Consider the following 23,382-nt stretch of genomic DNA (forward strand, 5'->3'; position numbering starts at 1 on the left):
TTGAGGCTTCGTTTTACGAGGCTTTTCTCCTGCGGCCCGCCTGCTGGAACCGGACCCCAACATGCCAGATAGTGGACGTGCGCCCGTTTCAACCTCTCCCGCCGCAGCCTTGCCCCGCCCTACCCTGGGACTGGCTCAGGCGGTCGCCCTGATCGTCGGCGTCGTCGTCGGCGCCGGCATCTTCAAATCGCCCTCAATGGTGGCCGGCATGACCGGCAGTACGGAATGGATGTTTGCCGCCTGGATATTCGGCGGCGTGATTTCGCTGGTCGGAGCGCTGTGCTATGCCGAACTGACGACCGCGTACTCGCATGCGGGCGGCGACTATCATTTCCTCAGTCGCGCCTATGGGCGTTCAGTCGCCTTCATGTTCGGCTGGGCGCGTCTCTCGGTCATTACCACCGGCTCCATTGCCCTGCTCGCCTTCGTATTCGGCGATTATCTGAACCGCCTGCTGCCTCTCGAAATCGCTGGCGCGCAATGGGGACCGGTCATCTACGCGGCGGCCGCGGTCGTGGTGCTGACCAGCATCAACCTGCTCGGCCTGCGTGCCGGCGCTTCCATGCAGACCTGGCTGACCGTGATGGAAATCCTCGGCCTGCTGGTCATTGTCATCGCCGCGCTGGCGATACGCGGAGGCGCACCAGAGCCGGCCGTGTCCGCGCCTCCACCGTCGGGAACTTCATTCGGCCTGGCCATGGTCTTCGTGCTGCTGACCTACGGCGGCTGGAACGAAGCCGCGTACATCAGCGCCGAGATCAAGGATGCGCGGCGCAACATGGTCAAGGCGCTCTCGCTGTCCATCCTGGTGATCACCCTGCTGTATGTGATGGTGAACTGGGCACTCTGGAAGAGCCTTGGCATCGGCGGGATGGCCAATTCGAATGCGGTGGCGGCCGACATGATGCAGTCCACCCTCGGCCCCTTCGGGCAGATCTTCATCGCGCTGCTGGTCGTGGTGTCGTCGGTGACTTCGATCAATGCGACGATGATCGTCGGCGCGCGCACCAGCTATGCCCTGGCATGCGACTGGCCGGTGCTCGGCAAGCTGGCCAACTGGGACGCGCACCGCGACAGCCCGGCCACGGCCATGCTGGTGCAGGGGTTGGCCGCGCTGTGCCTGCTGGCGCTGGGCGCGATGATAGGCAGCGGCTTCAAGGCCATGGTGGAATTCACCGCGCCGGTGTTCTGGCTGTTCTTCCTGCTGTCGGGCCTGTCCCTGATCGTATTGCGCATTCGCGACCCCCACACCGAACGCCCCTTCCGCGTACCGCTCTATCCGCTGCTGCCGCTGTGCTTCTGCGCCAGCAGCGCCTTCATGCTGTGGTCCAGCCTGTCTTATGTGTACAGCCAGGAGCTCGGCGGCCTCAATGCCGCCTGGATCGGCGTGGCGGTCCTGCTTGCCGGCATTGTGCTGCTGGGCATGATGCACGTGCTGCACCCGAACTCTTCCAATGCTTCGCCCCGCCATGTTCCCCCTCACGTCAGCAAGGAGTAATGCCATGGAATCGTTTCCCCGTACCCGTACAAGACTTGTATCACGCGGCGGCATGACCGGCCTCACCGGCATGTTCCTGTTCGCGCTGCTCTGGGCGCTCGGCATCGCCGGCGCGCAGGCGCAGACCACGCCCAAGCTCGATGTTCCCTACGTGCCGACGCCTGAAAACATCGTCGAACGCATGCTGGACATGGCCAAGGTCGGAAAGAACGATGTGCTTTACGATCTCGGCTGCGGCGACGGCCGCATCGTGATTACCGCGGCGAAGGAACGCGGCGCCACCGGCGTCGGCATCGATCTCAATCCGGTGCGCATCGAGGAAGCCAAGGCCAATGCCAAGACCGCCGGCGTCGAAAAACAGGTGGACTTCAAGGTGGGTGACCTGTTCAAGGCCGACGTGTCGAAAGCCACCGTGGTAACGCTGTACCTGCTGCCGGAAGTCAACCGCAAGATACGGCCAATGCTATGGAAGCAGCTGAAGGTCGGCACCCGCGTCGTTTCCCACGACTTTGATATGGGCGCCGAGTGGCCGCCCGAAAGAGAGGAACGCATCGGTGGAAAGACGCTCTACTACTGGACAATCACACCGGCGCACAAGGCGGCGGGCAATTCCACGAAGAGCTGAGTTCGGTATCTTGCTGACCTTGGCTGAAGCGGGAGGCTGGCCGCATCGACGGCGCAACACTTGATGCGCCGGCCTCGCCAGGCCGCGCGCAGGCATCCCTTTCCACGGAGTCAGCAGATGAAAACACGGACAACCATCACGATCGACGGCGCCGCCTATGAATTGAGCGACGAGTTCCTTTCGCATGTGCTGGAACTTGCGGTCGAAGGCGGCTGCTCCTACTGGGCCGACGCCAGCGGCGAATCGGCCGACAAGGCAGGCGGCAACGAAGGCATCCGCGACTTCGACTTGACCGACTATGTCGAACACGACGGCGATGCCGATGACGGCGATGCGCCGCTCTATACCTCGGCCACCTTCCTCGCATCGAAGGATCCGGCGCAGGGCGGTACGCTGGACCTGCAGGGCGTCGCCGACGCCATCGAACGCATCGTCGGCGGCGATGCCGAAGTGCCCGAAGGAATCCGGGAAATCATCAGCGTTGCCGTCGAGGACGGCGATGCCTCGGATATCGATACGGAAGCGGCAGACTGCATCGTGCAAATCGGGCTGTTCGACGAAGTCGTCTATGGTTGATTGCGTTATTGAGTAATTGGATGGAGCATCGGATCGGCGATTCGCCGCTCCAATGCTCCATTGTTTCATTGCTGCATTGCGCACCGTGCAGCAACCGACGGCCGGGTCCGGCCGGCATGATTGCATTCCGCCAACTGCCGCGATCGCATCTTCTCCGCCGAAGCGACCTGCTTTGGCTATAATTTCCGCCTTCTCCCGCCGCCGTCGCCCGATTGGATTTCCCATGTCGCTCCTCGATCATCAGCTTGAACTATTGTCTCCCGCCAAGACCGCCGAAATAGGCCGCGAAGCCATCCTGCATGGTGCGGACGCCGTCTATATCGGCGGTCCTGCTTTCGGCGCACGCCACAATGCCAATAATTCACTCGAGGATATCGCCGGCCTGGTCGAATTCGCCCATCGTTACCGCGCCCGCATTTTCGTGACCATGAATACCATCATGCACGATGCCGAACTGGAAACGGCGCGCCGTCAGATCTGGCAACTCCATGATGCGGGCGTCGATGCGCTCATCGTGCAGGACATGGGCCTGCTCGAAATGGACTTGCCGCCCATCCAGCTTCATGCCAGCACGCAATGCGATATCCGCACTATCGAGAAGGCGCGCTTTCTCGGCGCCGTCGGTTTCTCGCAACTGGTGCTGGCGCGCGAGCTTACGCTGGAACAGATTCGCAAGATCCGCGACGCGGTCGATACGCCGCTCGAGTATTTCGTCCACGGTGCGCTGTGCGTGGCGTTTTCGGGACAATGCTACATCTCTCACGCTGACACGGGCCGCAGCGCCAACCGCGGCGATTGCTCGCAGGCTTGCCGCCTGCCTTACACCCTCACCGACGGCCAGGGCGGCGTGGTGGCCTATGAAAAGCATCTGCTGTCGATGAAAGACAACGACCAGAGCCGCAACCTGGAAGCGCTGATCGACGCCGGCATCCGTTCCTTCAAGATCGAGGGACGCTACAAGGACATGGGCTACGTGAAGAACATCACCGGCCACTACCGCCTGCTGCTCGACGAGGTGCTGGAGCGCCGGCCCGAACTGGCGCGCGCATCGAGCGGTCGCACGCGCCTGCTGTTTTCTCCCGACGTCGACAAGAATTTCCATCGCGGCCATACCGACTATTTCGCCCAGGGACGGCAGGCTGACATCGGCGCCTTCGATTCGCCGAAGTACGTGGGCGTGGAGCTGGGCACGGTCAGCCGCATCGGCGCCGATCATCTCGACCTGGTGACCAATGCGCCGCTGGCCAACGGCGACGGCCTCAATTACATGCACAAGCGCAGCACGGTCGGCATCCTGGCAAACCGTGCGGAGAAACTGGGCGAGGATGAAGAGTCCGGAGGCCAGCGCTGGCGCATCTATCCCAATGAAAGCCTCGCCGCCCTGTCCGGCCTGAAGGCAGGCGTCGTCATCCATCGCAATCGCGATCATCAGTGGGAAGCGGCGCTGAACAAGAAGTCGGCCGAGCGCAAGGTGGCGCTGCGGCTGACGCTGTCCGAACATGAGCATGGGAATGGCAGGGGCCTGCGCCTGTCGATCCTGGACGAAGATGGAATCGCGAGTGCGAGCGATGCCGCCATCGAGCTGCAGCCCGCGCAGCAGGCGGCGCAGGCCGACTCAGCATTGCGCGCCAGCCTTGGCAAGCTGGGCAACACCATGTTCGAGGCGGCGCAGGTGGAGCTGTCGCTGTCGCAGCCGTGGTTCGTGCCGGCGGCCGCCATCAACGCCCTGCGGCGCGACGCCATCGCCGGGCATGAAGCCGCGCGTCTCGCCGCCTGGCAGCGTCCGGCGCGCAAGGCGCCTGCCGAACCGCGCCCGGCGTATCCCGAAACGCAGCTTTCCTACCTCGCCAACGTGTATAACGAAAAGGCGCGCGCCTTCTACCACAGGCACGGCGTGCAGTTGATCGATGCGGCGTATGAAGCGCATGAAGAAGCGGGAGAGGTGTCGCTCATGATCACCAAGCACTGCCTGCGCTTCTCGTTCAACCTTTGTCCCAAACAGGCCAAGGGCGTGCAAGGCGTGCAAGGCCAAGTCAAGGCGGAACCGATGACGCTGGTCAGCGGCAACGAGCGCTACACGCTGCGTTTCGATTGCAAGCCCTGCGAAATGCACGTGGTGGGCGCGATGAAGCCCGGCATCCTGCACTCGCCGCCGCCGTCGGCCGTGCCTTACAGTCCGGTGGTCTTTCATCGCCGCCGGCCCGGCGCCTGATCGGCGGCGGCATGTAAAAAAGCCCCCTGCGGCAGGACCGCAGGGGGCAAGTTAGTTCATCCGGAACTAACGAGAGACACAAGACACATTCAAGCCAGTTCAAGTTTTCGGCGTGCCGGCTCCACCAGACAGCTTCCGGTTCTTTTCCGTGAGCGAACGAATCAATCCGTCGAGGCCGCCCTTGCTGATTTCCGCGGCAAAGCTGCCCTTGTAGGTTTCGATCAGCCAGGCGCCGAGCAGATTGACGTCATAGACCTTCCAACCCTCGGCCGACTTGTGCAGGCGGTAGCTGAGTTGCATAGGATCGCCGCCTCGCCCCTGCGACACCTGGAATCGGACCTCGGCTTCGGAATCGTCCGCATGGCTGCGCTGCGGCTTGAAGTCGGGTTTCTGGTTGCCGATCTGCGAAAGCGCGCCGGCATAGGTATGCATCAGCAGCGCCCGGAATTCGCTGATCAGTTGCTGCTGCTGCGCCGGCGAAGCCTCGCGCCAGTGGCGCCCAACCGCCATCGAGGTGGTACGCTGGAAATCGACATGCGGCAGGATTTTCGATTCGACCAGCTGATGGATGCGTTTGCGGTCGCCGGCCTTGACGTCCTTGTCGCTGCGTGCAACTTCCAGCACTTCCTGAGTAACGCGCTGCACCAGCGCCTGGGGCGCTTCAGCCGCATTCTGCGCATCCGCCGCGCCGGCGGAGGAAACAAAGCCTGTGAATGCGAAGGCTGCAAATGCCGGCAGGATGATTTTTCTTAATTGATTCACGACAACCCCGATTACCTGAATGGACTGCGATCAAACCGGCGGTTGGCCGGGCATCGAACATGACCACATTGTAGGTAGCGGCGAATCAGAGATAAACCGGCCCAGCGCGAACTCACTGTTCGGTCTGAATGCACAATCGGTGTCGTTTTGGCATGGCGGCCCGTTCAACCCTGAACGAGCATGTCCTTCCGCACTCGCTCCAGGTGCTGCCTGACGTAGAATCCAGCGGCCTCCTGGTTGCCGGTCGCAATCGCTTCATATATCAGGCGGTGCTCGTATACATACAGGCGCGCCCGAGCGGGATCATGGATTCCCGTATCGCGCAACTGCCGCCACAGCGGTTCATCCACCGCGGTGGCGATGACTCTCGCGATCCCAATCATGACGGGGTTGGCGGTCATCAATGCAATCCGCTCATGGAACTGGCGGTCGTGCTCGTTCCATTGCCGCCGCTGCTCGGGATCGGACAAGTCGCTTCCCGATTCCATCAAGTCCAGCAGGCGCTCGATTTCGGTATCGCGTTTCCCGACCGCAGCGGCGAACTGCGCGATCAGCGGCTCGATGGACAGCCTGGCCGCCAGAGTGGACAAGGGACTGGTATCGGGCGTGACGCTCGCTTTTGCCTTCCGAATGACTTCCACGGCTTCCTGCAGGACATATGATCCGGAATTCGGCCGGGTCTGAATGACGCCCTGGTTCACCAGTTCCGCGATCGCCTCGCGCACTGCAGCCCGCCCCACGCCCAGTGAAGACGCCAGATGGCGCTCGGCGGGAAGACGCGAGCCCGGGGCATGGGTGCCATCGAGAATCAGCCTTTTCAGCCTGTCCGCCACCAGCTCATACAATTGCGGCGCCTTCAGGGAAGCGGAAAGTTTGTCGGGGGGCGGAAAATTCATGTTTTATTTGGTCCATCCAAAATACCAATCTGGTTATACTAAAACCAGATGCCACCGGCGTAAATCCTTGCCCAAGCAAATCCGACCGCCATGCGGATCAGCGAATGGTCCTGGACGCCCGGCCAGTCGCTCCGCATACTTACAATGAACATGACTCATGCTGAACTTCCTTCGCACCATCCAGACGATTGACGCGCATACCGGCGGCGAGCCGCTGCGCATCCTGTTGTCGGGAATGCCGCCTGTTCCCGGAAACAACATCCTCGAAAAGCGGGCCTGGCTTAAAGCCAACCGCGACGATCTGCGCCAGTTCCTGATGAACGAGCCGCGCGGCCATGCCGACATGTACGGCGCCTACCTGCTGCCGCCGACCACACCCGGCGCCGACTTCGGCGTGATCTTCATTCACAACGAAGGGTATAGCGACATGTGCGGCCACGGCATCATCGCGCTGGGCAAGGTGCTGGTCGAAATGGGGCTGGTGGAGCGGCAAAGTCCTACGACTCGAATCGGCTTCGACGCGCCGGCGGGCTTCATCGAAGCCCACGTCGAATGGGATGGCAGCCGTGCCGGGGACGTCACTTTCAGGAATGTCCCGGCATTCATCTTCATGCGTGACCTGGAAGTCAACACGCCAAGCTTTGGCCGCGTCACCGGCGACATCGTGTTCGGCGGGGCGTTTTACTACTATGTCAACGGCGAGCAGGCCGGACTCGAGATCAGACCGGAGCTGGTGCGATCGCTGATCCAGCTCGGCGCCGAAACCAAGGCCGCGGTCAAGGACAAGGTCAGGATCCGGCATCCGCTGGAGCCCGGACTCGACCAGCTGTACGGCACCATCATCGACGGTGCGCCGAACCGCGCCGGCGTCGATCAATCGAATGCCTGCATCTTCGCCGACCGCGAGGTCGACCGTTCGCCGACGGGAACGGGAACCTCGGGGCGCGCGGCGCAACTCTACCTGCGCGGGAAGCTGCCGATGAATCAGACGTACGTCAACGGCAGCATCGTGGGCAGCAGCTTCAAGGTCCGCGTGACCGACGCCGTCAAGGTCGGCGAGTTCGACGGCGCCATTACCGAAGTCACCGGCACCGCACACATCAGCGGCTTCAATCAGTGGGTCCTGGAAGATTCGGATCCCTTCCCCACAGGCTTCTTCTTTCGTTGATCACACATCATGCATATACTCGATCAGGCCCGGACCGCCGAGGCGCTTCCGTATTCCAGGCTCGTTCCGGCGCTCGCCGTGGCTGCCAGGGAATTGGCATCGGGGAAAATCAATGCGCCTGAGCGGCAGGTCGTCACGATCGATCCCGACAGCGTGCTGCTCAGCATGCCCGCAATCGGCAGCGATCTCAGCGTCACGAAACTCATTACTGTCCATGGCAAGAATGCGCAGCACCGGCTTCCCGCGATCCAGGGAGAAGTCGTGGTGTTCGACACCGGCACGGGACGCAGGCGGGCACTGCTTGACGGACCGACCGTCACCGCCCGCAGGACCGCTGCGATGACGCTGCTGGGTATCGACACCCTTGCCCCGCGCAAGCCCGAATCCGTCCTTCTCATCGGAACCGGAACCCAAGCGCTCGCCCATGCCGACGCACTCGTGCAGTACTTCGGCGTATCGACATTGCGCGTCGCGGGCCGTACGCTGGAAGGCGCCGAAACGTTTTGCAGGACGCTCGAGGCGCGCCATGCTCACCTGAGCGTGAAGGCACAGACAGCCGAGGAGATCCAGCGGGAGGTTCCCGCAGTCGATGTCATCATTGCGCTGACGACATCGACCAGGCCTGTCATCCCGTCGCAGCTCGCGCCGCATACGCTTGCGATCGGCGTAGGCGCATTCAAGCCCAACATGGCCGAGTTCCCGGCCGACCTGCTGCATGCGCGGCAGGTCGTCGTCGATGACCGCAACGGCGCCATGCACGAGGCTGGCGACCTGATCCAGGCCGGCGTCGATTGGTCGCGCGTCGTTGCGATCGGAGACATCCTGTCCGGCAAAGCGCCGCGACCAACGGATGTGACGGTCTTCAAGACGGTGGGACAGGCGGCTTGGGATCTGGCCGCCGCACGCGTTGCAATTGGTGCCGGGGAATAGGCGCACCGGTCTTCGCCAACCCTCTGGTAAGATGCGTGGCACCCTGCCTCCGGATGCGGGCAGACCACGCGGCCAACGCCGTCATCCGCGGCGCGACATGAAAAACCCGACAGGATTGGAGAATTCGAATGAGTGCTGATGCGCCATCCCGCCCGCGCATGGTCGTTGGAATCAGCGGCGCCTCCGGCATCGTGTTCGGCATACGCATGCTGCAGGTGCTGCGCGAGCTCGATGTCGAATCGCACCTGATCATGAGCCGGTCGGCGCAGATCACGCTCGCGCATGAATCCGATTTAAGCCTGCCGGAAGTCAGGGCGCTGGCCGACGTCAATTATTCGAACAACGACATCGGCGCCGCCATCTCCAGCGGCTCGTTCAAGGTCACCGGCATGGTGATTGCTCCCTGCTCGATCAAGACGCTTTCCGAAATCGCCACCGGCGTCACCGGCAGCCTGCTGTCGCGCGCGGCCGACGTGAACCTGAAGGAACGCCGGCGCGTGGTGCTGATGGTCAGGGAGACGCCCCTGCATCTCGGCCATATCCGCAGCATGGCGGCAGTCACGGAAGCGGGTGCGATCGTCTATCCGCCGGTGCCTGCTTTCTATGCGAAGCCGGCTTCGCTTGAAGAGATGGTCGATCACACCGTGGGGCGCGTGCTCGATCTGTTCGGATTCGATTCCGGCGGTGTCAGGCGGTGGGATCCGAGGAAGGGACGGCAGGAAACGCAGGAGTAGATGCGGCATCGAAGCGGCATTGCCCATGCGGGCGTCTGCAGTTGCGAACAAGCTTGAGGCCGTTGATTGGCCAACCCGGTTTCCGGCTTGGTGTTTCCGCCTTGGTGCGAATCACGCTAGAGCGTTTTCGGCCTGACCGGCCTAGTCGAGGCCGAGGCGGAATGTCGCTGGAACAAGGCGTGACGACGCGACATGGCCAAGCCATGGCAAGGAGTCACAACGCAGTGCCGGCGGCATTCTATCCGGGATCGGCAGGCAGGTCAGGGTGAATCCGCTCTATCGCTGAATGTGCGACATCGAAGCTGCAGCATTGAAATGAATGAACCATGCACCGACGCACCATACAGTGCGCCGATGCATTGAACCGGCAAGCAGCCCGGGTTCAGCCCGGCTTCAATCAGCCGGCAAACGCTTCCAGCGTCGCGTTGAAGGTTGCACTCGGACGCATCACTGCCTTCAGCTTGGCTTCATCAGGCTTGTAGTAACCGCCGATATCCACCGGCTTGCCTTGCACTTCGAGCAGCTCGGCAACGATCTTCTGCTCGTTGTCCGTCAGCGACTTGGCCAGTGGCGCGAAGGCAGCGGCGAGTTCGGCATCTTCCTTCTGTGCCGCCAGTTCCTGCGCCCAGTACATCGACAGATAGAACTGGCTGCCTCGGTTGTCGAGTTCGCCGGTTTTCGGCGACGGCGACTTGCGATTGTCCAGCAGCTTGCCTGTGGCGGCATCGAGCGTCTGGGCGAGAACCTTGGCCTTGTTGTTGCCGGCCTTGATGCCCAGGTCTTCGAGGCTCACCGCCAGCGCCAGGAATTCGCCCAGCGAATCCCAGCGCAGGTGATTCTCTTCGACCAGCTGCTGCACATGCTTGGGCGCCGAACCGCCGGCGCCGGTTTCGTACATGCCGCCGCCGGCCATCAGCGGTACGATGGACAGCATCTTCGCGCTGGTGCCGAGTTCCAGGATCGGGAACAGGTCGGTGAGGTAGTCGCGCAGGATGTTGCCGGTCACCGAGATCGTATCCAGGCCGCGGCTCACGCGTTCCAGCGTGTAGCGCATCGCGCGCACCTGCGACATGATCTGGATGTTCAGGCCGGTGGTGTCGTGATCCTTCAGATAGGTCGTGACCTTCTTGATCAGTTCATTCTCGTGCGGGCGGTACGGGTCGAGCCAGAACACCGCCGGCATGCCGGAATTGCGGGCGCGGGTGACGGCCAGCTTGACCCAGTCGCGGATCGGCGCATCCTTGACCTGGCACATGCGCCAGATGTCGCCCTGCTCGACGTTCTGGCTAAGCAGCACTTCGCCGGTGGCCAGGTCGGTGATGTTGGCCACGCCGTCTTCCGCGACCTCGAAGGTCTTGTCGTGCGAACCATATTCCTCCGCCTGCTGCGCCATCAGGCCCACATTGGGCACCGTGCCCATGGTGCGGGGATCGAATGCGCCGTGCCATTTGCAGAAATTGATGATTTCCTGGTAGATGCGGGCGAAGGTGCTTTCCGGGATCACCGCCTTGACTTCCTTCAGGCGGCCGTCGGCGCCGTACATCTTGCCGCCGGCGCGGATCATGGCCGGCATGGAGGCGTCGACGATGACGTCGTTCGGCGAATGGAAGTTGGTGATGCCCTTGGCGGAATCGACCATAGCCAGCGCCGGGCGGTGCTCCTGGCAGGCATGCAGGTCGCGAATGACTTCTTCACGCTGCGAAGCGGGCAGCGTTTCGATCTTGGCGTGCAGGTCGGCCATGCCGTTGTTGACGTTCACGCCGAGGCTGTCGAACAGCGCGCCGTGCTTTTCGAAGGCTTCCTTGTAGAACATGCGCACGCAGTGGCCGAACACGATCGGGTGCGAGACCTTCATCATCGTCGCCTTGACGTGCAGCGAGAACATCACGCCGGTCTTGTGCGCGTCTTCGATCTGCTTCTCGTAGAAGTCGAGCAGGGCCTTGCGGCTCATGAACATCGAGTCGATGACTTCGCCTTCCTGCAGCGAGACCTTCGGCTTGAGCACGATGGTCTTGCCGCTCTTGGTGACGAGTTCCATCTTGACGTCGCGCGCGCGGTCCAGCGTCATCGATTTTTCGCCATGATAGAAATCGCCGCTGGTCATGTGCGACACGTGGGTGCGCGATGCCTGCGACCATTCGCCCATGGAATGCGGATTCTTGCGCGCATATTCCTTCACCGCGCGCGGCGCCCGGCGATCGGAATTGCCTTCGCGCAGCACTGGATTGACGGCGGAGCCGATGCACTTGCCGTAGCGTGCCTTGATCGCTTTTTCCTCGTCGGTCTTGGGATCGGCCGGGTAGTCGGGAATCTTGTAGCCCTTGGCCTGCAGTTCCTTGATCGCGGTCAGCAGCTGGCCCACCGAGGCGCTGATGTTGGGCAGCTTGATGATGTTGGCGTCGGGCTCGAGCGTCTTCTTGCCCAGTTCGGAGAGCGTGTCGGGCACGCGTTGCTCCGGGGTCAGGTAATCGGAGAAATTACCCAGGATTCGCGCCGCGACGGAGATGTCGCTCTGTTCGATGCGGATACCAGCCGGCTTGGTGAAGGTGCTGATGACGGGCAGGAATGCATGGGTCGCAAGCAGGGGCGCCTCGTCGGTTAGCGTGTAGATGATGGTCGGATCGTTGTTCATACGCTGTTTTCTCGGTTGTCGCGGAGGATTGGGTAATTCTTCTAATACAAATCATGCCTGGGCTAACGATCAACGCCATCCCTGCTCACCTGTTGCGCTGGTGCGAGGTAAAGTCTGCGGACGGACGAAGTCTTATATAAGACATAAGATTGCATTCGCATTATGCATGAGCTTTTCACGCTATGCAAACCTTATGATAGCGGTTGGCGGCCGATCGCGTCGGCCCGCCGTTCCACCATCCCTGCGGCAATCGAATTCCCATGTGTTTCCGGTGCCGGCCGCAACGCAGGCGCGAGGGTAATTTCCTTCAATATCCGCAAGGCGCGCGCACCTATCATCGGTCCCACATCGCATTTGAAAGGGAACGCAGATGAGCATGATCCTCTCCATGGCGGCTTTCGCACTGGCCGCATCGATATCACCCGGACCGGTCAACATCGTGGCGCTAGGCAGCGGCGCGCGCTACGGCTTTGCCGCCAGCATGCGGCACGTCACCGGGGCGACTTTCGGCTTTTCCATGCTGCTCCTGCTGACCGGGCTTGGCCTGCATGAGCTGCTCGTTCAGCTGCCGTGGCTGACAGACGCTCTGCGCTGGGCCGGCGCGGCCTTTCTGCTGACCATGGCATGGCGGCTGGCGACGGACTCCGGCGAGCTGGATGCGGGGCCGGCCTCGAAAAAGCCCACGCTGTCGCACGGCGCGGTGATGCAATGGCTCAACCCGAAGGCCTGGCTGGCCGCTGTGGCCGGCATGGGCACTTATGCCGCTGAAGGAGGTTTGGGTGCGGTCTGGCTGTTTACCGGCGTGTATTTCGTGGTTTGCTATCTTTCCATTGCAAGCTGGGCCTGGGCCGGTAGCGTCCTGCAGCACTACCTGCAGGCGCCGAACCGGATCCGCTGGTTCAATCGGACCATGGCCGCCATGATCGCGGCGAGCGTTATCTATCTGCTGGCAGTGTAATACCGATCCCAAGTCATAACATGACAAATGAGATCGATGGATTTTTTCGCCTGGCGAGGCCGAGGTGCGGATCAAAAATCCATAGCGGGCTATGGATGACGAGCGCAACGCGGCCAGACGGAAATAGACGCGATCTCATGTCATGGAATGACTTGGGATTGGTATAAGGTCAGCCCCGGTGCTGGTACTGCCCCGGGGTGGCGGCGGTCAGGCGCTTGAAAATGCGCTGGAAATGCGCCTGGTCGGCAAAGCCGGCCTCGAGTGCGACCTGCGCTATCGAAACCCCTTCCCTGAGCCGCGACTTGCCGAACTGGATGCGGCGGTTGGTCTGGTATTCGTGCGGCGCGACGCCGTAGCGTTTCTTGAATGCGCGGATCAGATAGGAGGCAGACAACCCGGCCGTGACGCACAGCTCTTCCAGCCGCAGCGTTTGCGCGAAATGTGCGTCGATATGCTTTGCCGCCAGCTCAATCTTCGTTTCGGCATTCGCGTCGGGCGCCGAAACCGGCGCGAGCTCGCTGTCGAGCAGGCCGACAAAATCGGTAACGCAAACCTCCCGCATGAGGCGATCGCTGTCGGCATCGGTCAATAACGCGAACAGCCGGGTACCCGCATCGGCAAGGTGCGGCGCATGCATGGCAGCACACGTGTACGGAAGGAAAGCGCTTGTCGCGATGCCGCGCAGTTCGGCCTGTAGGCGCCCCATCCATCCGGCGTCGAGATAAAACATCAGAAACGACCAGGCAGCGCCATCGATTGGATTGCAGACATGGACCTCGCCCGGGTTCATGACGACAAGCGTTCCCTGTTCAACCACTTCGCTGTGGGTGCCGTTTGTATAACTGCTGCGTCCACCGGTGATGATGCCGACGGAAAAGGTCTCGTGCCAGTGCCGCGCATAATTGACGTCCCGTCCGTCGCTCACCATGCGCGCTTCGATGAACGGCATGGCGGGGTCGCGCCAGAAAAGCTGTTGCCGTCCATGCTTGCGTTGTCGGGTCATGGCGCCGATTTTACATCGGCCCGGGCCATCAGGAGACGGCGCGACCGTCCTTTCCGCTTTCGCATAGTTCCTGCAGATAGGCCCAGGGAAAAATGTCCTGGCGATGGCCATCGCTGAACACGAGTTGCATCGCGCAAGCTCCCACCGGGTAAAGATGGAAGGTGCATCCGCAGGAATCACTGCTGAAGCTTCGTGGCAAGGCGTGCCCATAACGACAATGAAAAAGACTGGCCATTTTTATCGGCGGATTGTGCACGGTTATTGAACAGTGAATCCGGAAAATGACGGTTTATCTATTCCCGGCGGCTGGCTATAGTTCATCCACAGCGTTACTTGCAAAAAGAAAGTGACAGGCCGGATTGCCGGCAGCACACGCAAGACGCGCCTTACTTAACCTCTCAGGAGAATGAATATGAAAGCCAAATCGCTGATCGCCGCCCTGTTGCTGACCGTATCCGCCACAGGCGCCTTTGCCCAGGAATTCGTGCGCCCGGATGCCGGATTCGTTTCAACAAAGTCCCGTGCGGAAGTATTGCAGGAACTGGTCGAGGCGAACGCCGCCCGCACCTCGTCGGTTGCGATGAAAGACGGCGACTATCCGGTCGCGGTTGCCGAGCCTGCAGGCGCCATCTCCGGCAAGACCCGCGCGCAGGTACGCGCGGAGCTCGAGGAGTACAACCGGGAGAATCCGCGCGGCTACCTCTACAGCTACTATATCGGCAATTGATCGGGATGAGAGTACATGTGCCGCTGCTGATAACGCCGCCGGAATGCGGCGCCATCAGCAGCGGCCTGACTTTGCAATTGAAGAGATCTTGAAGGGCAACATGCGGATGGTGGATGGGCGAAATAACGGCTGATGCCTCGTCAGTCACCAATCCAATAAGAACAATGGAAGATGAACAGTCGTGAAGAGGTATACACTTCTGCGCATAATAAAGTGAACAACCATGCGCATCCGAACCCGACTGCTCGTACTAGTCTTGTCCGTCCTCATTCCCGCCTTCATGGCGGCTGCACTTGCTGTCTGGTTTGTCTATACCGAGCAACAGGAAGCACAGAAAAGAAGTCTTGCCGAAACATCTAAGGCAATGTCTCTCTTGATCGACAATCAGATACAGACTACAGAGGCAACATTACGCGCGCTCGCAACTTCCCCGTCACTTGCCGAAGGGGATTTTGAAACCTTCTATCAGCGCACCCGAAGCCTGGTGCCGCCTGACCAATCCACCGTGGTCCTGACTGATCTTACAGGGAAGCAACTTCTCAATACCCGCTTGCCCTATGGGGCTGCGCTTCCCAAGGGCGGCTCAAATTTGATGGAATTGCGCAAGCGGGTCGGCATGGAAAGCACGGTTGTATCGGACATGTTCTTTGCCCCGGCCGGCAAACGTTATGACTATGCGGTCCAGATTCCGGTTGTGCTGGATGGGCAGTTGCGGTATTTCCTGGCGATGGGCATATCAGTCTTGCAACTCCAGGTCTTGCTCACTCATGACAAATTCCCGGCGGGGTGGATTGTCGTCCTGGTTGATCGCAAGGGAATTGTGGTGGCCAGAAGTGACGAACCGGAAAAATTTGTCGGATCCTCCGTGCGCGAAGCACTTCGGATGAAAATTCAAGCAGGCCTGCGCTCCGGGCTTCATTACGGCGTAACGCTGAGCGGCATACCAACAGCCGCGTTCTTCACTCGCGCCCCGAAGTCGGAGTGGACAGCCATCGTCAACATTCCACTCGAAGAAATGCGTGCGCCCGCTTTCAAGGCGGCGGCCCTTCTTGGCGGCATCATGCTGATTCTCTTCGGAGCAGCCATCTTTGCAGCTCGCTGGTACGCAAAAAAGACCGCCGAACCCATTGAAGAACTGCGACTGGCGGCTGAAAAGCTGGGTCGAGGCGAACAACTCGTACCGACTCCATCGGGACTGATAGAAACCGATTCGGTCGGATACGCCCTTCTCAATACCAGCAATCAAATCAGCCAGAACAAGGCCGATCTGGAGCGTCGAGTGGCAGAAGCGGTCGCGTCCGCCGAACGGTCTCAACGGGCGCTGCTGCAGAGCCAGAAACTGGAAGCCTTGGGCCGCCTCACCGGCGGCATCGCCCACGATTTCAATAACATTCTTCAGACGCTTTCCACATCGCTGCAGCTCATCCACTTCACCCACGACCGCGCACGCATCGAGTCCCTGCTCGAAACCAGCGAGAAGGCCATTGAACGGGCCACGGTCCTTACCGGCCAGATGCGCGCCTTTGGACGGGTCCAGGATGCTCAAATGATCACTGTCAGGATCAAGGACATCATTGAAAATGCAATGCCCCTGCTGCAGAGCGCACTGCCCAGTTCGATCCGGCTGAACGTTCATGTAGATGCATCTGCATGGTCCGTTTCCGTTGATGCATTACAGCTTGAGCTGGCCTTGCTCAACCTGGTCATCAATGCGCGAGATGCGATGCCCGCTGGCGGGACCGTAGAGCTGGACGTACAAAATGCAGTGTTTGAACAAGAGCAGCACCGCCTGCCTCCCGGGAATTACGTCAGGCTGACGATTGCGGATTGCGGCACGGGGATGTCCCCGGAAGTCTTGTCGAAAGCCCTCGATCCGTTTTATACGACCAAGAGCGTGGACAAGGGAACAGGGCTGGGATTACCGCAAGCGTATGGCTGCGCGACTCAAGCCAAGGGAACTCTCGTCCTCCACAGCGTGGAAGGCAAGGGCACGACGGTCACCATTTATCTTCCCCAGGCCAGCACGGCGGAAACGCGTGCTGCCACTTCGAGGCAACAACATCTCGAGCCGTCAGGCACAGGCACCCTGCTCTTCGTTGAGGACGATGCCCTAGTGAGGGAATCGGTCGAACCCGCCTTGCTCAACGCCGGATTCAAGGTGGTAGTCGCAAGGAATGGAGAGGAAGCCGTATCGGTACTGGAATCCGATCCCTCCATTGCGTTGATCTTTTCGGACATCGTCATGCCTGGCATTGTCAGCGGAATCGAGTTGGCGAATATTGTCAAACACCGCTTCCCGCATATCCAGATCGTGCTCGCGACAGGCTACACGGACACACGCGTGAACGTACCCGGCGTACGCGTACTTGCCAAGCCTTACAAGATCAATGAAGCTGTTGATTTGCTGACGGAAGCGGTCATTTCAATACCTGATTAGGGTTCGGTCGTCACGGCGTCAGCCGTCGATGTTGTCTGGCGGCGGCAGCCGGTAAGTGGCTGGCGTACGGCTCAGCTTGATGGGTGAGCCAAGACCGGTGTATCCGTTCGGCATGCGAACCAGCATTTCCCGGTGCTCCGTGTGCGGATGCTCCAGCGCTTGCTTGACATCGAGGATGGCAGCGCAAGGAACGCCTTTCGCCAGCAACTGCTCGGTCAAGCTTTCACTGTCGCACCCCTTGAGCAAGGCCACCAGCTTGTCACGTAAAAGACCGCGGTTGGCTGATCGCGATCCTGCGTCGGCGAATCCGCTCTCGAACGCGAGATCGGGTGCCCCTAGGGCCTTGCACAGTATGTGGAACTGGCGGTCGTTGCCGACCGCGAGATAGATGGGCGTGGTACGCGTTGGAAAGCTATCGTAGGGATAGATGTTCGGATGGGCGTTCCCGGTACGGCTCGGCGTTTTGTCGTTGAGGAACCAGTTCGCCGCGTGCGGGTGAAGCAGTGATAGCCCGCTGTCGTACAGTGCCGCCTCGACGAACTGCCCTTTCCCGCTGCGGGTGCGTTCATTCAACGCGAGCAGTATGCCGATCACCGCGTTGAGCCCGGTCACCATGTCCACTACCGGCAGGCCGACACGAAGCGGATCGCCGTCCGCTTCGCCGTTGACGCTCATGATTCCGCTCATTGCCTGTATTGCGGCATCGTAGCCGGGCAGTCCTCCCAACGGCCCGTCCGCTCCGAAACCGCTGACGCGGCAATGGATCAGGCGGGGAAAGCGTTCGGACAACACTTCGTAGCCCAAGCCCCACTTCTCCAACGTTCCGGTCTTGAAGTTCTCCAGCAGCACGTCCGCGTCAGCGAGCAGCGCAAGCAATTCGTCTCGCCCCTCGGGCTCGCTCAGGTCGAGCCGCATGCCTCGCTTGTTCCTGTTAAGGCCGAGGTAATAGGATGCCACTCCGTTAAGGAATGGCGGCCCCCAGGTCCGGGTATCGTCGCCCTGCGGCGGCTCAATCTTGAGGACGTCCGCGCCGTGGTCGCCGAGGATCTGGCCGCAATAGGGCCCGCCGAGTATGCGCGAGACGTCGATGACTTTGATCCCTTGCAGGGACCCTGTCGATATAGTTCCCATGTTTTTCAATCCAGTTGTGCGCCTGAGCTTTTGACAACGTCCTTCCAGCGGGAGACTTCATTCGACATGAAGGTCCGCAAGTTCTCGGGGTCCGTGCTACTGGCCATCTCCAGCCCCTGCTGCGCAAGCGTCTTCGCAAGCTCAGGCCGCTTGAGTGCGGTTGCGAATGCACGGTTGAGCCTTGTCACGACCTCGGGAGGCGTACCGGCCGGCGCGACAATGCCAAAGAAGACGCTGACGTCGAATCCCGGAACGCCTTGCGAGGCAACCGTCGGCACATCGGGCAGTGCGCGGGACGGGGTGGTTGTGGTCACGCCGAGGACACGCAGTTTTCCGGCCTTGATGAAGGGCAGCGCGGTGAGCACATCGGTGAAGGCCATCGAGACATGTCCTGCCACCAGGTCCGTTAGCGCGGGTCCGGTTCCCTTGTAAGGCACGTGCATGAGATCAGTACCGGCAAGCTTGTTGAACAGCACTCCCGCCAGGTGAGACGACGCTCCATTGCCGGATGACGCATAGGTTAGTTTGCCCGCGTTGGCCTTGGCGTGGCTAATCAGTTCCTTGACGTTCTTCGCCGGCAGGTCGGGATGAACCACCAGGACATTGGGCAGGTAGCCGAGATTGATGATGGGTGTAAAGCTGCGCAGCGGGTCGTAGCTGATCTTCTTGTACAGGCTGACATTGATGGCGAGCGGACCGGAGGTCCCGAAGAGGATGGTCTGCCCGTCGGGAGCCGAGCGGGCGACGTAGTCGGCGCCTATGTTTCCTCCTGCTCCCGCCCGATTGTCGACGATCACGGTCTGCCCGAGTATGCCCTTCAATTCGTTGGCGATGGAGCGCGCCATTGCATCGGTCGGGCCCCCAGGCGGGAACGGCACCACCAGGGATAGCGGTTTTCCGGACGCCGCGTCCTGCGACTGGGCGTGTGCCACGGGCAGTACGATGGCGGCCAGCAGGCTGGCGAACAGCATTGCAGCAATCTTCATGGTTGTCTCCTTTATAGTCTTGGTATCAACTTTCTTTCCTACTCGATGAGGCAAACCGACGCGAGGTCGGTACCGGCCGCATCGTCGAACAACAGCCGTACTCCTGCATCGCCGTCGGGCTTGAGGGGATTGCGGAGCGAGAGCCGGTGCAGAACCACGAGTTGGGCCAACACCATGCGTTTGAGCGAGCCCGTTTTTGATGCTTCCCATGCCATTGCGATAGCTGAACTCAGGTGATACAACGCCGACGCAGCCTGCCGCGCGAGCCGGTCTCCTCCGGCCGCCGATGCCTCCGCGGCGAGTGCGGACGCATCGGCCATCAGAGTGACGAATCGCTCATGCACCTTTGAATGCAGAGTGGATTGCTGCAGCAGCGTCGATAGATGCTGTTGCAGCACTTCCAGGGAGTTCTCGCGCACGATGGCACGGATCACGTCCTGGGCGACAATGTTGCTTGTGCCTTCCCAGATCGAGCCGAGGTGGGCATCGCGCACGAGGCGGGCATCGCTCCACTCCTCGATGTAACCGCAGCCGCCGCGAACTTCCATGGCGTCGCCGGTAACGCGCCGTGCATCGCGGCAGGCCCGGAATTTCAGCATCGGCGTGAGAATGCGCACCAGCGCATACGCGCTGCCGTCGCCTGCGTCGGCGCGCCGCAGTGCATCCGCCGCCTGGAACATGATGGTGCGGGCCTGCTCGCCGGGGAGCATGATTTTCGCAAGCTGGCGTTGCATCAACGGCATGTCGATCAGGCGACGGCCGAAGGCACGGCGGTGACGTGCGATATAGAGCGACTCGGCTGCCGCGCGGCGCATCATGCCTGCGGCACGGACTCCATTCGATAGGCGCGAGTTGTTCACCATGTCGGCCATCTGGACGAAGCCCCGGCCCAGTTCCCCAACCAGGTAAGCGGTAGCGCCCTCCAGCCGGATTTCCCCGCTCGCCATCGAGCGCGTGCCCAGTTTGTCCTTGAGGCGGATGATGCGGTACGCGTTCCGCGAGCCGTCGTCCAGTTGACGGGGCAGGAGAAACAGCGATACGCCCTTCATGCCTTCCGGAGCACCCTCTACCCGTGCAAGTACCATGGCAAGTGCGGCGTCCGGATTAGAGCAGAACCACTTGTCGCCGCTCAACTTCCAGATGTCGCCTTCGCGCCGCGCGATGGTGGCCGTTGCGGCGATATCGGATCCGGCGCCCTGTTCCGTCATGAACATCGCCCCTTGGGCGAGCGCATCGAGATCTTGCGACGTCAGTGCTGGCAGGTAGCGCTCCACCAAGGCGGGATCGCCGAACTTTCGCAGCGTCCGGGTCAGGGAATCGGTCATCGAGACCGGGCAGCAGAGCCCGAACTCAGCCTGCACAAAAAGGAAAGTCAATGCGTACTTTGCGGCCGCCGGCAACGACGTCTCCCATCCGAGGACGCCGCCGCGGTGCGACATGGCCGCAAGGCCGAATTCGGAGTACGCAAGCCGCTCCATCTCCACGTACGCGGGATGCTTGACGATCTTCTGCAGGTCCTTGCCGGTGCGCGACCGGTGTTCAAGCGTCGGTGGGTTATGGTCCGCGGTCTGGGCGAGCATATCGAGGGGCCCGCCGCTGAGTTCGCCCAGCCGGTGCAGATGCGGCCGCAAATGCTCTGCCAGTTCCGGCGACAAGTAGAGCCGCAGGAGCGGTTCCAGCTCCTGATCCTCCAGGTATGCGTTGGTGCCGAAACGATCAGGGATAGCATCTCCAAGTGTGGCGTCGCGGGTTTCCATTCGAGTCTCCGTTATGCAGGTGTCGATTCATTCTGGGATGCCCAGTCATATGTGTCAAATATCGATTTATAATGGTTCGATATTTAAATTTAATCATCAACCTGATGGAATTTCGGCACCTCAAGTACTTTGTGGTTCTGGCAGAAGAGCTTCACTTCGGCCGGGCTGCCAAGCGCCTGGCGATTTCCCAGCCTCCGCTGAGCCTCAACATCCAACAGCTCGAATCCTCGCTGGGCGCCTCCTTGTTCGAGCGCAATAGCAAGTCTGTCAAGCTCACGCCGGCTGGGGTCGCATTCAGGGAAGTTGCTCTTCGCCTGCTGGCAGAGGCGGCCGAGGGCGAGGAGCGCGTCCGGCAGATCGCAAAAGGCGCGGGAAGCCGCGTGCGGGTCGGGATCGTCGGCTCCATGCTGTTTCGAGGTTTGCCGGAGCGCTTGAAAGCCTTTCAGAAGTTGCATCCTCGTGTAGAAGTCGTCCTCTCCGAGGGCAATTCGAGCGAACAGGTCGATGCCTTGCTGCGCGGCCAGGTCGACCTCGCATTCGTCCACACTGAACGCATACCGCGTGAACTGAGCCGATCCATCTATGTGTCGGAGCCTTTTCTATGCTGCCTCCCCAGCAGCCATCGGCAGGCGACTGCGGATTCCGTCGACCTGCGCAAGCTTTCAGCCGAACCGCTCGTGATGTTCTCGCGCAGTGCCTCGCCCGATTATTACGAACGGGTACTGAGCTTGTGCGAGGAGCAGGGATTTCAGCCGGCGGTGCGGCATGAAGTGCGCCACTGGCTCAGCGTGGTTTCCCTTGTTTCAAAGGAAATGGGCATCGCCCTGGTACCCCAAGCCCTATCGAGGGCAGGGATTTCTGGCGTGCGTTTCCTGCCAATCGGTCCGTCCAAACACAGATCGGAGGTCTTCCTTGTATGGAATGACCGCCAGATGCCTGAGATATTGCCCTTGCTGATGAAGGTCTTAACCGATGAGGATGAAGGCAATTACTAGAGCGTTTTCGGCTTGGCTGGACAAGGCGTGGTGACGCGACATGGCAGGCTCTGGCTCTCGGGCCATGGCAAGGAGACACAACTTTCTTGCCAGCGTCATAGGCCTTGTGTCGCGCGTCGCGCGGTTTCTGCAAGTCCGGCAAACTTCCTGCCCTGGCGGAGAAAAGCGTCGACCGGCCGCTGCAGTGTTGAAACATCGACTGGAACTACTGTCCGGCCGGCATCTCAAAGTGAACGATGACCAGCCGACGCCTTCAGGCTCCTGCATTGCACATCCTGCAACTTCTACAAATATAGCTACAAGATCATGCGCATCCGTACCAGCTCGGTCGGTTTCCTGATGCCGCAAGCCATGTCCCGCGATAAGGCCTTGTCGGCCAGCCTTATTGGCATCGAGGCTGCGAATCTGGAAGCCTTGCCGCAAGGGGCAGGCATTTACCGCTTTCTGGATGCCGCGGGTAAGCCCCTGTATATCGGCAAAAGCGTCAACATCCGGTCTCGGGTACAGGCACATTTCCGCACGCCGCAAGAACGCGCCCTGCTGCGCAAGACGCGGCGCATCGATTTCGTGCGCATGGCGGGAGAAGCCGGTGCATTGCTGCTCGAATCACAGTTGATCAAGCACTGGCAACCGCCTTACAACGTGCTGCTGAAATCTGCAGCCCCCGCATACTCCCTGCACCTGCCCAAGGGCAGCTTCCAACCGCAACTGGTGGACTATGATGATGCGCGATTTTCCGCGCATGGGCTGTTCGCCTCGCGCAGGAATGCCGAAGCAGGATGGAAGGCCCAGATCAGGCGGCATGGACTATGCCCTTCGCTGCTCGGTCTTGAACAAACTACGCACGGCCGCGCATGCTTTGCGCACCAGCTTGGCCATTGCCGTGGAGCCTGCATTGGCCTGGAGACCCCGCTGGCTCACACACGCCGCCTGCGCAAGGCCTTGAAACAGCTGGACCAGTACATGTGGCCTTATGCAGGCCCGATCGGCATCCATGAAAGTGACGGCCAGCTGCAGCAGGTACACGTGATCGACCGCTGGGCCTATCTGGGAAGCCTGTCGGAATGCGAGACTGGGCTGCGGCTTCCAGGCAGTGCGCGGCTGGATATCGACACGTTCAAGATACTCTCGGCCCGGCTTGCGGCCGGCTTGCTGGTGCAAGTTGACCTGCAAATCACGGACAACGGCCGCGGAATCCGGAACTGCACCTTTCAGTTCCAGGATAAAGCGGCCTGACTCCAGCTCGTCTACCCGATGACTGCATCCAGGGCGGCGGAAAATGAACAGATGAACGTTAACCGCATGCCGGATCTTAATAATAGCCGCGCCGGCATACTTCATTATGGATACGCACG

20 protein-coding genes are annotated in these 23,382 nt (G+C 60.9%); 12 read left to right on the forward strand and 8 right to left on the reverse strand.

Going from position 1 to position 23,382, the window contains the following annotated elements:
* Positions 1-61 precede the first annotated feature (61 nt).
* The 4 genes from RY831_RS12820 to RY831_RS12835 all read left to right on the forward strand — a co-directional run bounded on the left by RY831_RS12820 (position 62) and on the right by RY831_RS12835 (position 4,911).
* Positions 62-1,498, forward strand: coding sequence for an APC family permease (locus RY831_RS12820; RefSeq protein WP_326506745.1), 1,437 nt, complete (start codon positions 62-64; stop codon positions 1,496-1,498).
* 4 nt (positions 1,499-1,502) lie between these two features.
* Positions 1,503-2,123 (forward strand): SAM-dependent methyltransferase, encoded by a 621-nt coding sequence (locus RY831_RS12825; RefSeq protein ID WP_326506746.1) that lies wholly within the window; start codon positions 1,503-1,505, stop codon positions 2,121-2,123.
* A gap of 117 nt (positions 2,124-2,240) precedes the next feature.
* On the forward strand, positions 2,241-2,699 hold the full coding sequence (locus RY831_RS12830; protein ID WP_326506747.1) for a hypothetical protein: 459 nt from the start codon (positions 2,241-2,243) through the stop codon (positions 2,697-2,699).
* 223 nt (positions 2,700-2,922) lie between these two features.
* The gene (locus RY831_RS12835; RefSeq protein ID WP_326506748.1) at positions 2,923-4,911 is read left to right on the forward strand and encodes a peptidase U32 family protein; all 1,989 of its coding nucleotides are present in this window, start codon (positions 2,923-2,925) and stop codon (positions 4,909-4,911) included.
* Between the two features lie 99 nt (positions 4,912-5,010).
* On the opposite strand, the gene RY831_RS12840 is transcribed toward RY831_RS12835, so the two are convergent.
* Together RY831_RS12840 and RY831_RS12845 are read right to left on the reverse strand one after the other, a co-directional pair.
* Positions 5,011-5,673, reverse strand: a complete 663-nt coding sequence (locus RY831_RS12840) for an MlaC/ttg2D family ABC transporter substrate-binding protein (protein WP_326506749.1) — start codon at positions 5,671-5,673, stop codon at positions 5,011-5,013.
* Between the two features lie 164 nt (positions 5,674-5,837).
* Complete coding sequence (locus RY831_RS12845) at positions 5,838-6,569, reverse strand: FadR/GntR family transcriptional regulator (protein WP_326506750.1); 732 nt, start codon at positions 6,567-6,569, stop codon at positions 5,838-5,840.
* A gap of 157 nt (positions 6,570-6,726) precedes the next feature.
* On the opposite strand from RY831_RS12845, the gene lhpH reads away from it, so the two are divergent.
* From lhpH to RY831_RS12860, 3 genes are all read left to right on the forward strand, one after another.
* Complete coding sequence (lhpH, locus tag RY831_RS12850; protein ID WP_326506751.1) at positions 6,727-7,737, forward strand: trans-3-hydroxy-L-proline dehydratase; 1,011 nt, start codon at positions 6,727-6,729, stop codon at positions 7,735-7,737.
* Between the two features lie 9 nt (positions 7,738-7,746).
* On the forward strand, positions 7,747-8,667 hold the full coding sequence (locus tag RY831_RS12855) for a delta(1)-pyrroline-2-carboxylate reductase family protein (protein WP_326506752.1): 921 nt from the start codon (positions 7,747-7,749) through the stop codon (positions 8,665-8,667).
* Between the two features lie 128 nt (positions 8,668-8,795).
* Positions 8,796-9,401, forward strand: a complete 606-nt coding sequence (locus RY831_RS12860; protein WP_326506753.1) for a UbiX family flavin prenyltransferase — start codon at positions 8,796-8,798, stop codon at positions 9,399-9,401.
* Between the two features lie 397 nt (positions 9,402-9,798).
* On the opposite strand, the gene RY831_RS12865 is transcribed toward RY831_RS12860, so the two are convergent.
* Entirely contained in the window at positions 9,799-12,033 is a 2,235-nt protein-coding gene (locus RY831_RS12865; RefSeq protein WP_326506754.1) for an NADP-dependent isocitrate dehydrogenase, read from the reverse strand.
* Positions 12,034-12,403: 370 nt separating this feature from the next.
* On the opposite strand from RY831_RS12865, the gene RY831_RS12870 reads away from it, so the two are divergent.
* On the forward strand, positions 12,404-12,991 hold the full coding sequence (locus tag RY831_RS12870) for a LysE family translocator (protein WP_326506755.1): 588 nt from the start codon (positions 12,404-12,406) through the stop codon (positions 12,989-12,991).
* A gap of 169 nt (positions 12,992-13,160) precedes the next feature.
* Here RY831_RS12870 and RY831_RS12875 read toward each other — a convergent pair whose 3' ends face one another.
* Both RY831_RS12875 and RY831_RS33230 read right to left on the reverse strand, forming a co-directional pair.
* Entirely contained in the window at positions 13,161-13,994 is an 834-nt protein-coding gene (locus RY831_RS12875) for an AraC family transcriptional regulator (RefSeq protein WP_326506756.1), read from the reverse strand.
* A 28-nt stretch (positions 13,995-14,022) separates the two neighbouring features.
* Positions 14,023-14,229: a gamma-butyrobetaine hydroxylase-like domain-containing protein gene (locus RY831_RS33230; protein WP_367576093.1), complete on the reverse strand. Its 207-nt coding sequence runs from the start codon at positions 14,227-14,229 to the stop codon at positions 14,023-14,025.
* Positions 14,230-14,406: 177 nt separating this feature from the next.
* Between RY831_RS33230 and RY831_RS12880 the strand changes: the two genes are divergently transcribed.
* Both RY831_RS12880 and RY831_RS12885 read left to right on the forward strand, forming a co-directional pair.
* Positions 14,407-14,721, forward strand: a complete 315-nt coding sequence (locus RY831_RS12880) for a DUF4148 domain-containing protein (RefSeq protein WP_326506757.1) — start codon at positions 14,407-14,409, stop codon at positions 14,719-14,721.
* Between the two features lie 223 nt (positions 14,722-14,944).
* The gene (locus tag RY831_RS12885) at positions 14,945-17,158 is read left to right on the forward strand and encodes a hybrid sensor histidine kinase/response regulator (protein WP_326506758.1); all 2,214 of its coding nucleotides are present in this window, start codon (positions 14,945-14,947) and stop codon (positions 17,156-17,158) included.
* Positions 17,159-17,176: 18 nt separating this feature from the next.
* Here RY831_RS12885 and RY831_RS12890 read toward each other — a convergent pair whose 3' ends face one another.
* From RY831_RS12890 to RY831_RS12900, 3 genes are read right to left on the reverse strand one after another with little or no spacing between them, the layout of a single operon-like run.
* Positions 17,177-18,289 (reverse strand): CaiB/BaiF CoA transferase family protein, encoded by a 1,113-nt coding sequence (locus RY831_RS12890; protein ID WP_326506759.1) that lies wholly within the window; start codon positions 18,287-18,289, stop codon positions 17,177-17,179.
* A 5-nt stretch (positions 18,290-18,294) separates the two neighbouring features.
* Positions 18,295-19,275, reverse strand: a complete 981-nt coding sequence (locus RY831_RS12895; protein ID WP_326506760.1) for a Bug family tripartite tricarboxylate transporter substrate binding protein — start codon at positions 19,273-19,275, stop codon at positions 18,295-18,297.
* 38 nt (positions 19,276-19,313) lie between these two features.
* A complete protein-coding gene (locus tag RY831_RS12900; RefSeq protein ID WP_326506761.1) occupies positions 19,314-21,032 on the reverse strand; it encodes an acyl-CoA dehydrogenase family protein in 1,719 nt (572 codons plus the stop codon).
* Positions 21,033-21,136: 104 nt separating this feature from the next.
* Between RY831_RS12900 and RY831_RS12905 the strand changes: the two genes are divergently transcribed.
* Both RY831_RS12905 and RY831_RS12910 read left to right on the forward strand, forming a co-directional pair.
* Entirely contained in the window at positions 21,137-22,027 is an 891-nt protein-coding gene (locus RY831_RS12905; RefSeq protein WP_326506762.1) for a LysR family transcriptional regulator, read from the forward strand.
* A 306-nt stretch (positions 22,028-22,333) separates the two neighbouring features.
* Positions 22,334-23,263 carry an endonuclease gene (locus RY831_RS12910; protein ID WP_326506763.1) on the forward strand — a complete coding sequence of 310 codons (930 nt, stop codon included), beginning with the start codon at positions 22,334-22,336 and terminating at the stop codon, positions 23,261-23,263.
* Positions 23,264-23,382: the final 119 nt, after the last annotated feature.

The sequence above is a fragment of the Noviherbaspirillum album genome (assembly GCF_035916955.1).
Lineage (GTDB): Bacteria > Pseudomonadota > Gammaproteobacteria > Burkholderiales > Burkholderiaceae_D > Noviherbaspirillum > Noviherbaspirillum album.

Bases quoted from the DNA above. Each gene is read 5' to 3' on its own strand.
- RY831_RS12870 (WP_326506755.1), top strand. From the start codon at position 12,404: ATGAGCATGATCCTCTCCATGGCGGCTTTCGCACTGGCCGCATCGATA.
- RY831_RS12885 (WP_326506758.1), top strand. From the start codon at position 14,945: ATGCGCATCCGAACCCGACTGCTCGTACTAGTCTTGTCCGTCCTCATT.
- RY831_RS12865 (WP_326506754.1), bottom strand. From the start codon at position 12,033: ATGAACAACGATCCGACCATCATCTACACGCTAACCGACGAGGCGCCC.
- RY831_RS33230 (WP_367576093.1), bottom strand. From the start codon at position 14,229: ATGGCCAGTCTTTTTCATTGTCGTTATGGGCACGCCTTGCCACGAAGC.
- RY831_RS12830 (WP_326506747.1), top strand. From the start codon at position 2,241: ATGAAAACACGGACAACCATCACGATCGACGGCGCCGCCTATGAATTG.
- RY831_RS12855 (WP_326506752.1), top strand. From the start codon at position 7,747: ATGCATATACTCGATCAGGCCCGGACCGCCGAGGCGCTTCCGTATTCC.
- RY831_RS12875 (WP_326506756.1), bottom strand. From the start codon at position 13,994: ATGACCCGACAACGCAAGCATGGACGGCAACAGCTTTTCTGGCGCGAC.
- RY831_RS12880 (WP_326506757.1), top strand. From the start codon at position 14,407: ATGAAAGCCAAATCGCTGATCGCCGCCCTGTTGCTGACCGTATCCGCC.
- RY831_RS12905 (WP_326506762.1), top strand. From the start codon at position 21,137: ATGGAATTTCGGCACCTCAAGTACTTTGTGGTTCTGGCAGAAGAGCTT.
- RY831_RS12900 (WP_326506761.1), bottom strand. From the start codon at position 21,032: ATGGAAACCCGCGACGCCACACTTGGAGATGCTATCCCTGATCGTTTC.
- RY831_RS12820 (WP_326506745.1), top strand. From the start codon at position 62: ATGCCAGATAGTGGACGTGCGCCCGTTTCAACCTCTCCCGCCGCAGCC.
- RY831_RS12835 (WP_326506748.1), top strand. From the start codon at position 2,923: ATGTCGCTCCTCGATCATCAGCTTGAACTATTGTCTCCCGCCAAGACC.
- lhpH (WP_326506751.1), top strand. From the start codon at position 6,727: ATGCTGAACTTCCTTCGCACCATCCAGACGATTGACGCGCATACCGGC.
- RY831_RS12890 (WP_326506759.1), bottom strand. From the start codon at position 18,289: ATGGGAACTATATCGACAGGGTCCCTGCAAGGGATCAAAGTCATCGAC.
- RY831_RS12845 (WP_326506750.1), bottom strand. From the start codon at position 6,569: ATGAATTTTCCGCCCCCCGACAAACTTTCCGCTTCCCTGAAGGCGCCG.
- RY831_RS12910 (WP_326506763.1), top strand. From the start codon at position 22,334: ATGCGCATCCGTACCAGCTCGGTCGGTTTCCTGATGCCGCAAGCCATG.
- RY831_RS12895 (WP_326506760.1), bottom strand. From the start codon at position 19,275: ATGAAGATTGCTGCAATGCTGTTCGCCAGCCTGCTGGCCGCCATCGTA.
- RY831_RS12860 (WP_326506753.1), top strand. From the start codon at position 8,796: ATGAGTGCTGATGCGCCATCCCGCCCGCGCATGGTCGTTGGAATCAGC.
- RY831_RS12825 (WP_326506746.1), top strand. From the start codon at position 1,503: ATGGAATCGTTTCCCCGTACCCGTACAAGACTTGTATCACGCGGCGGC.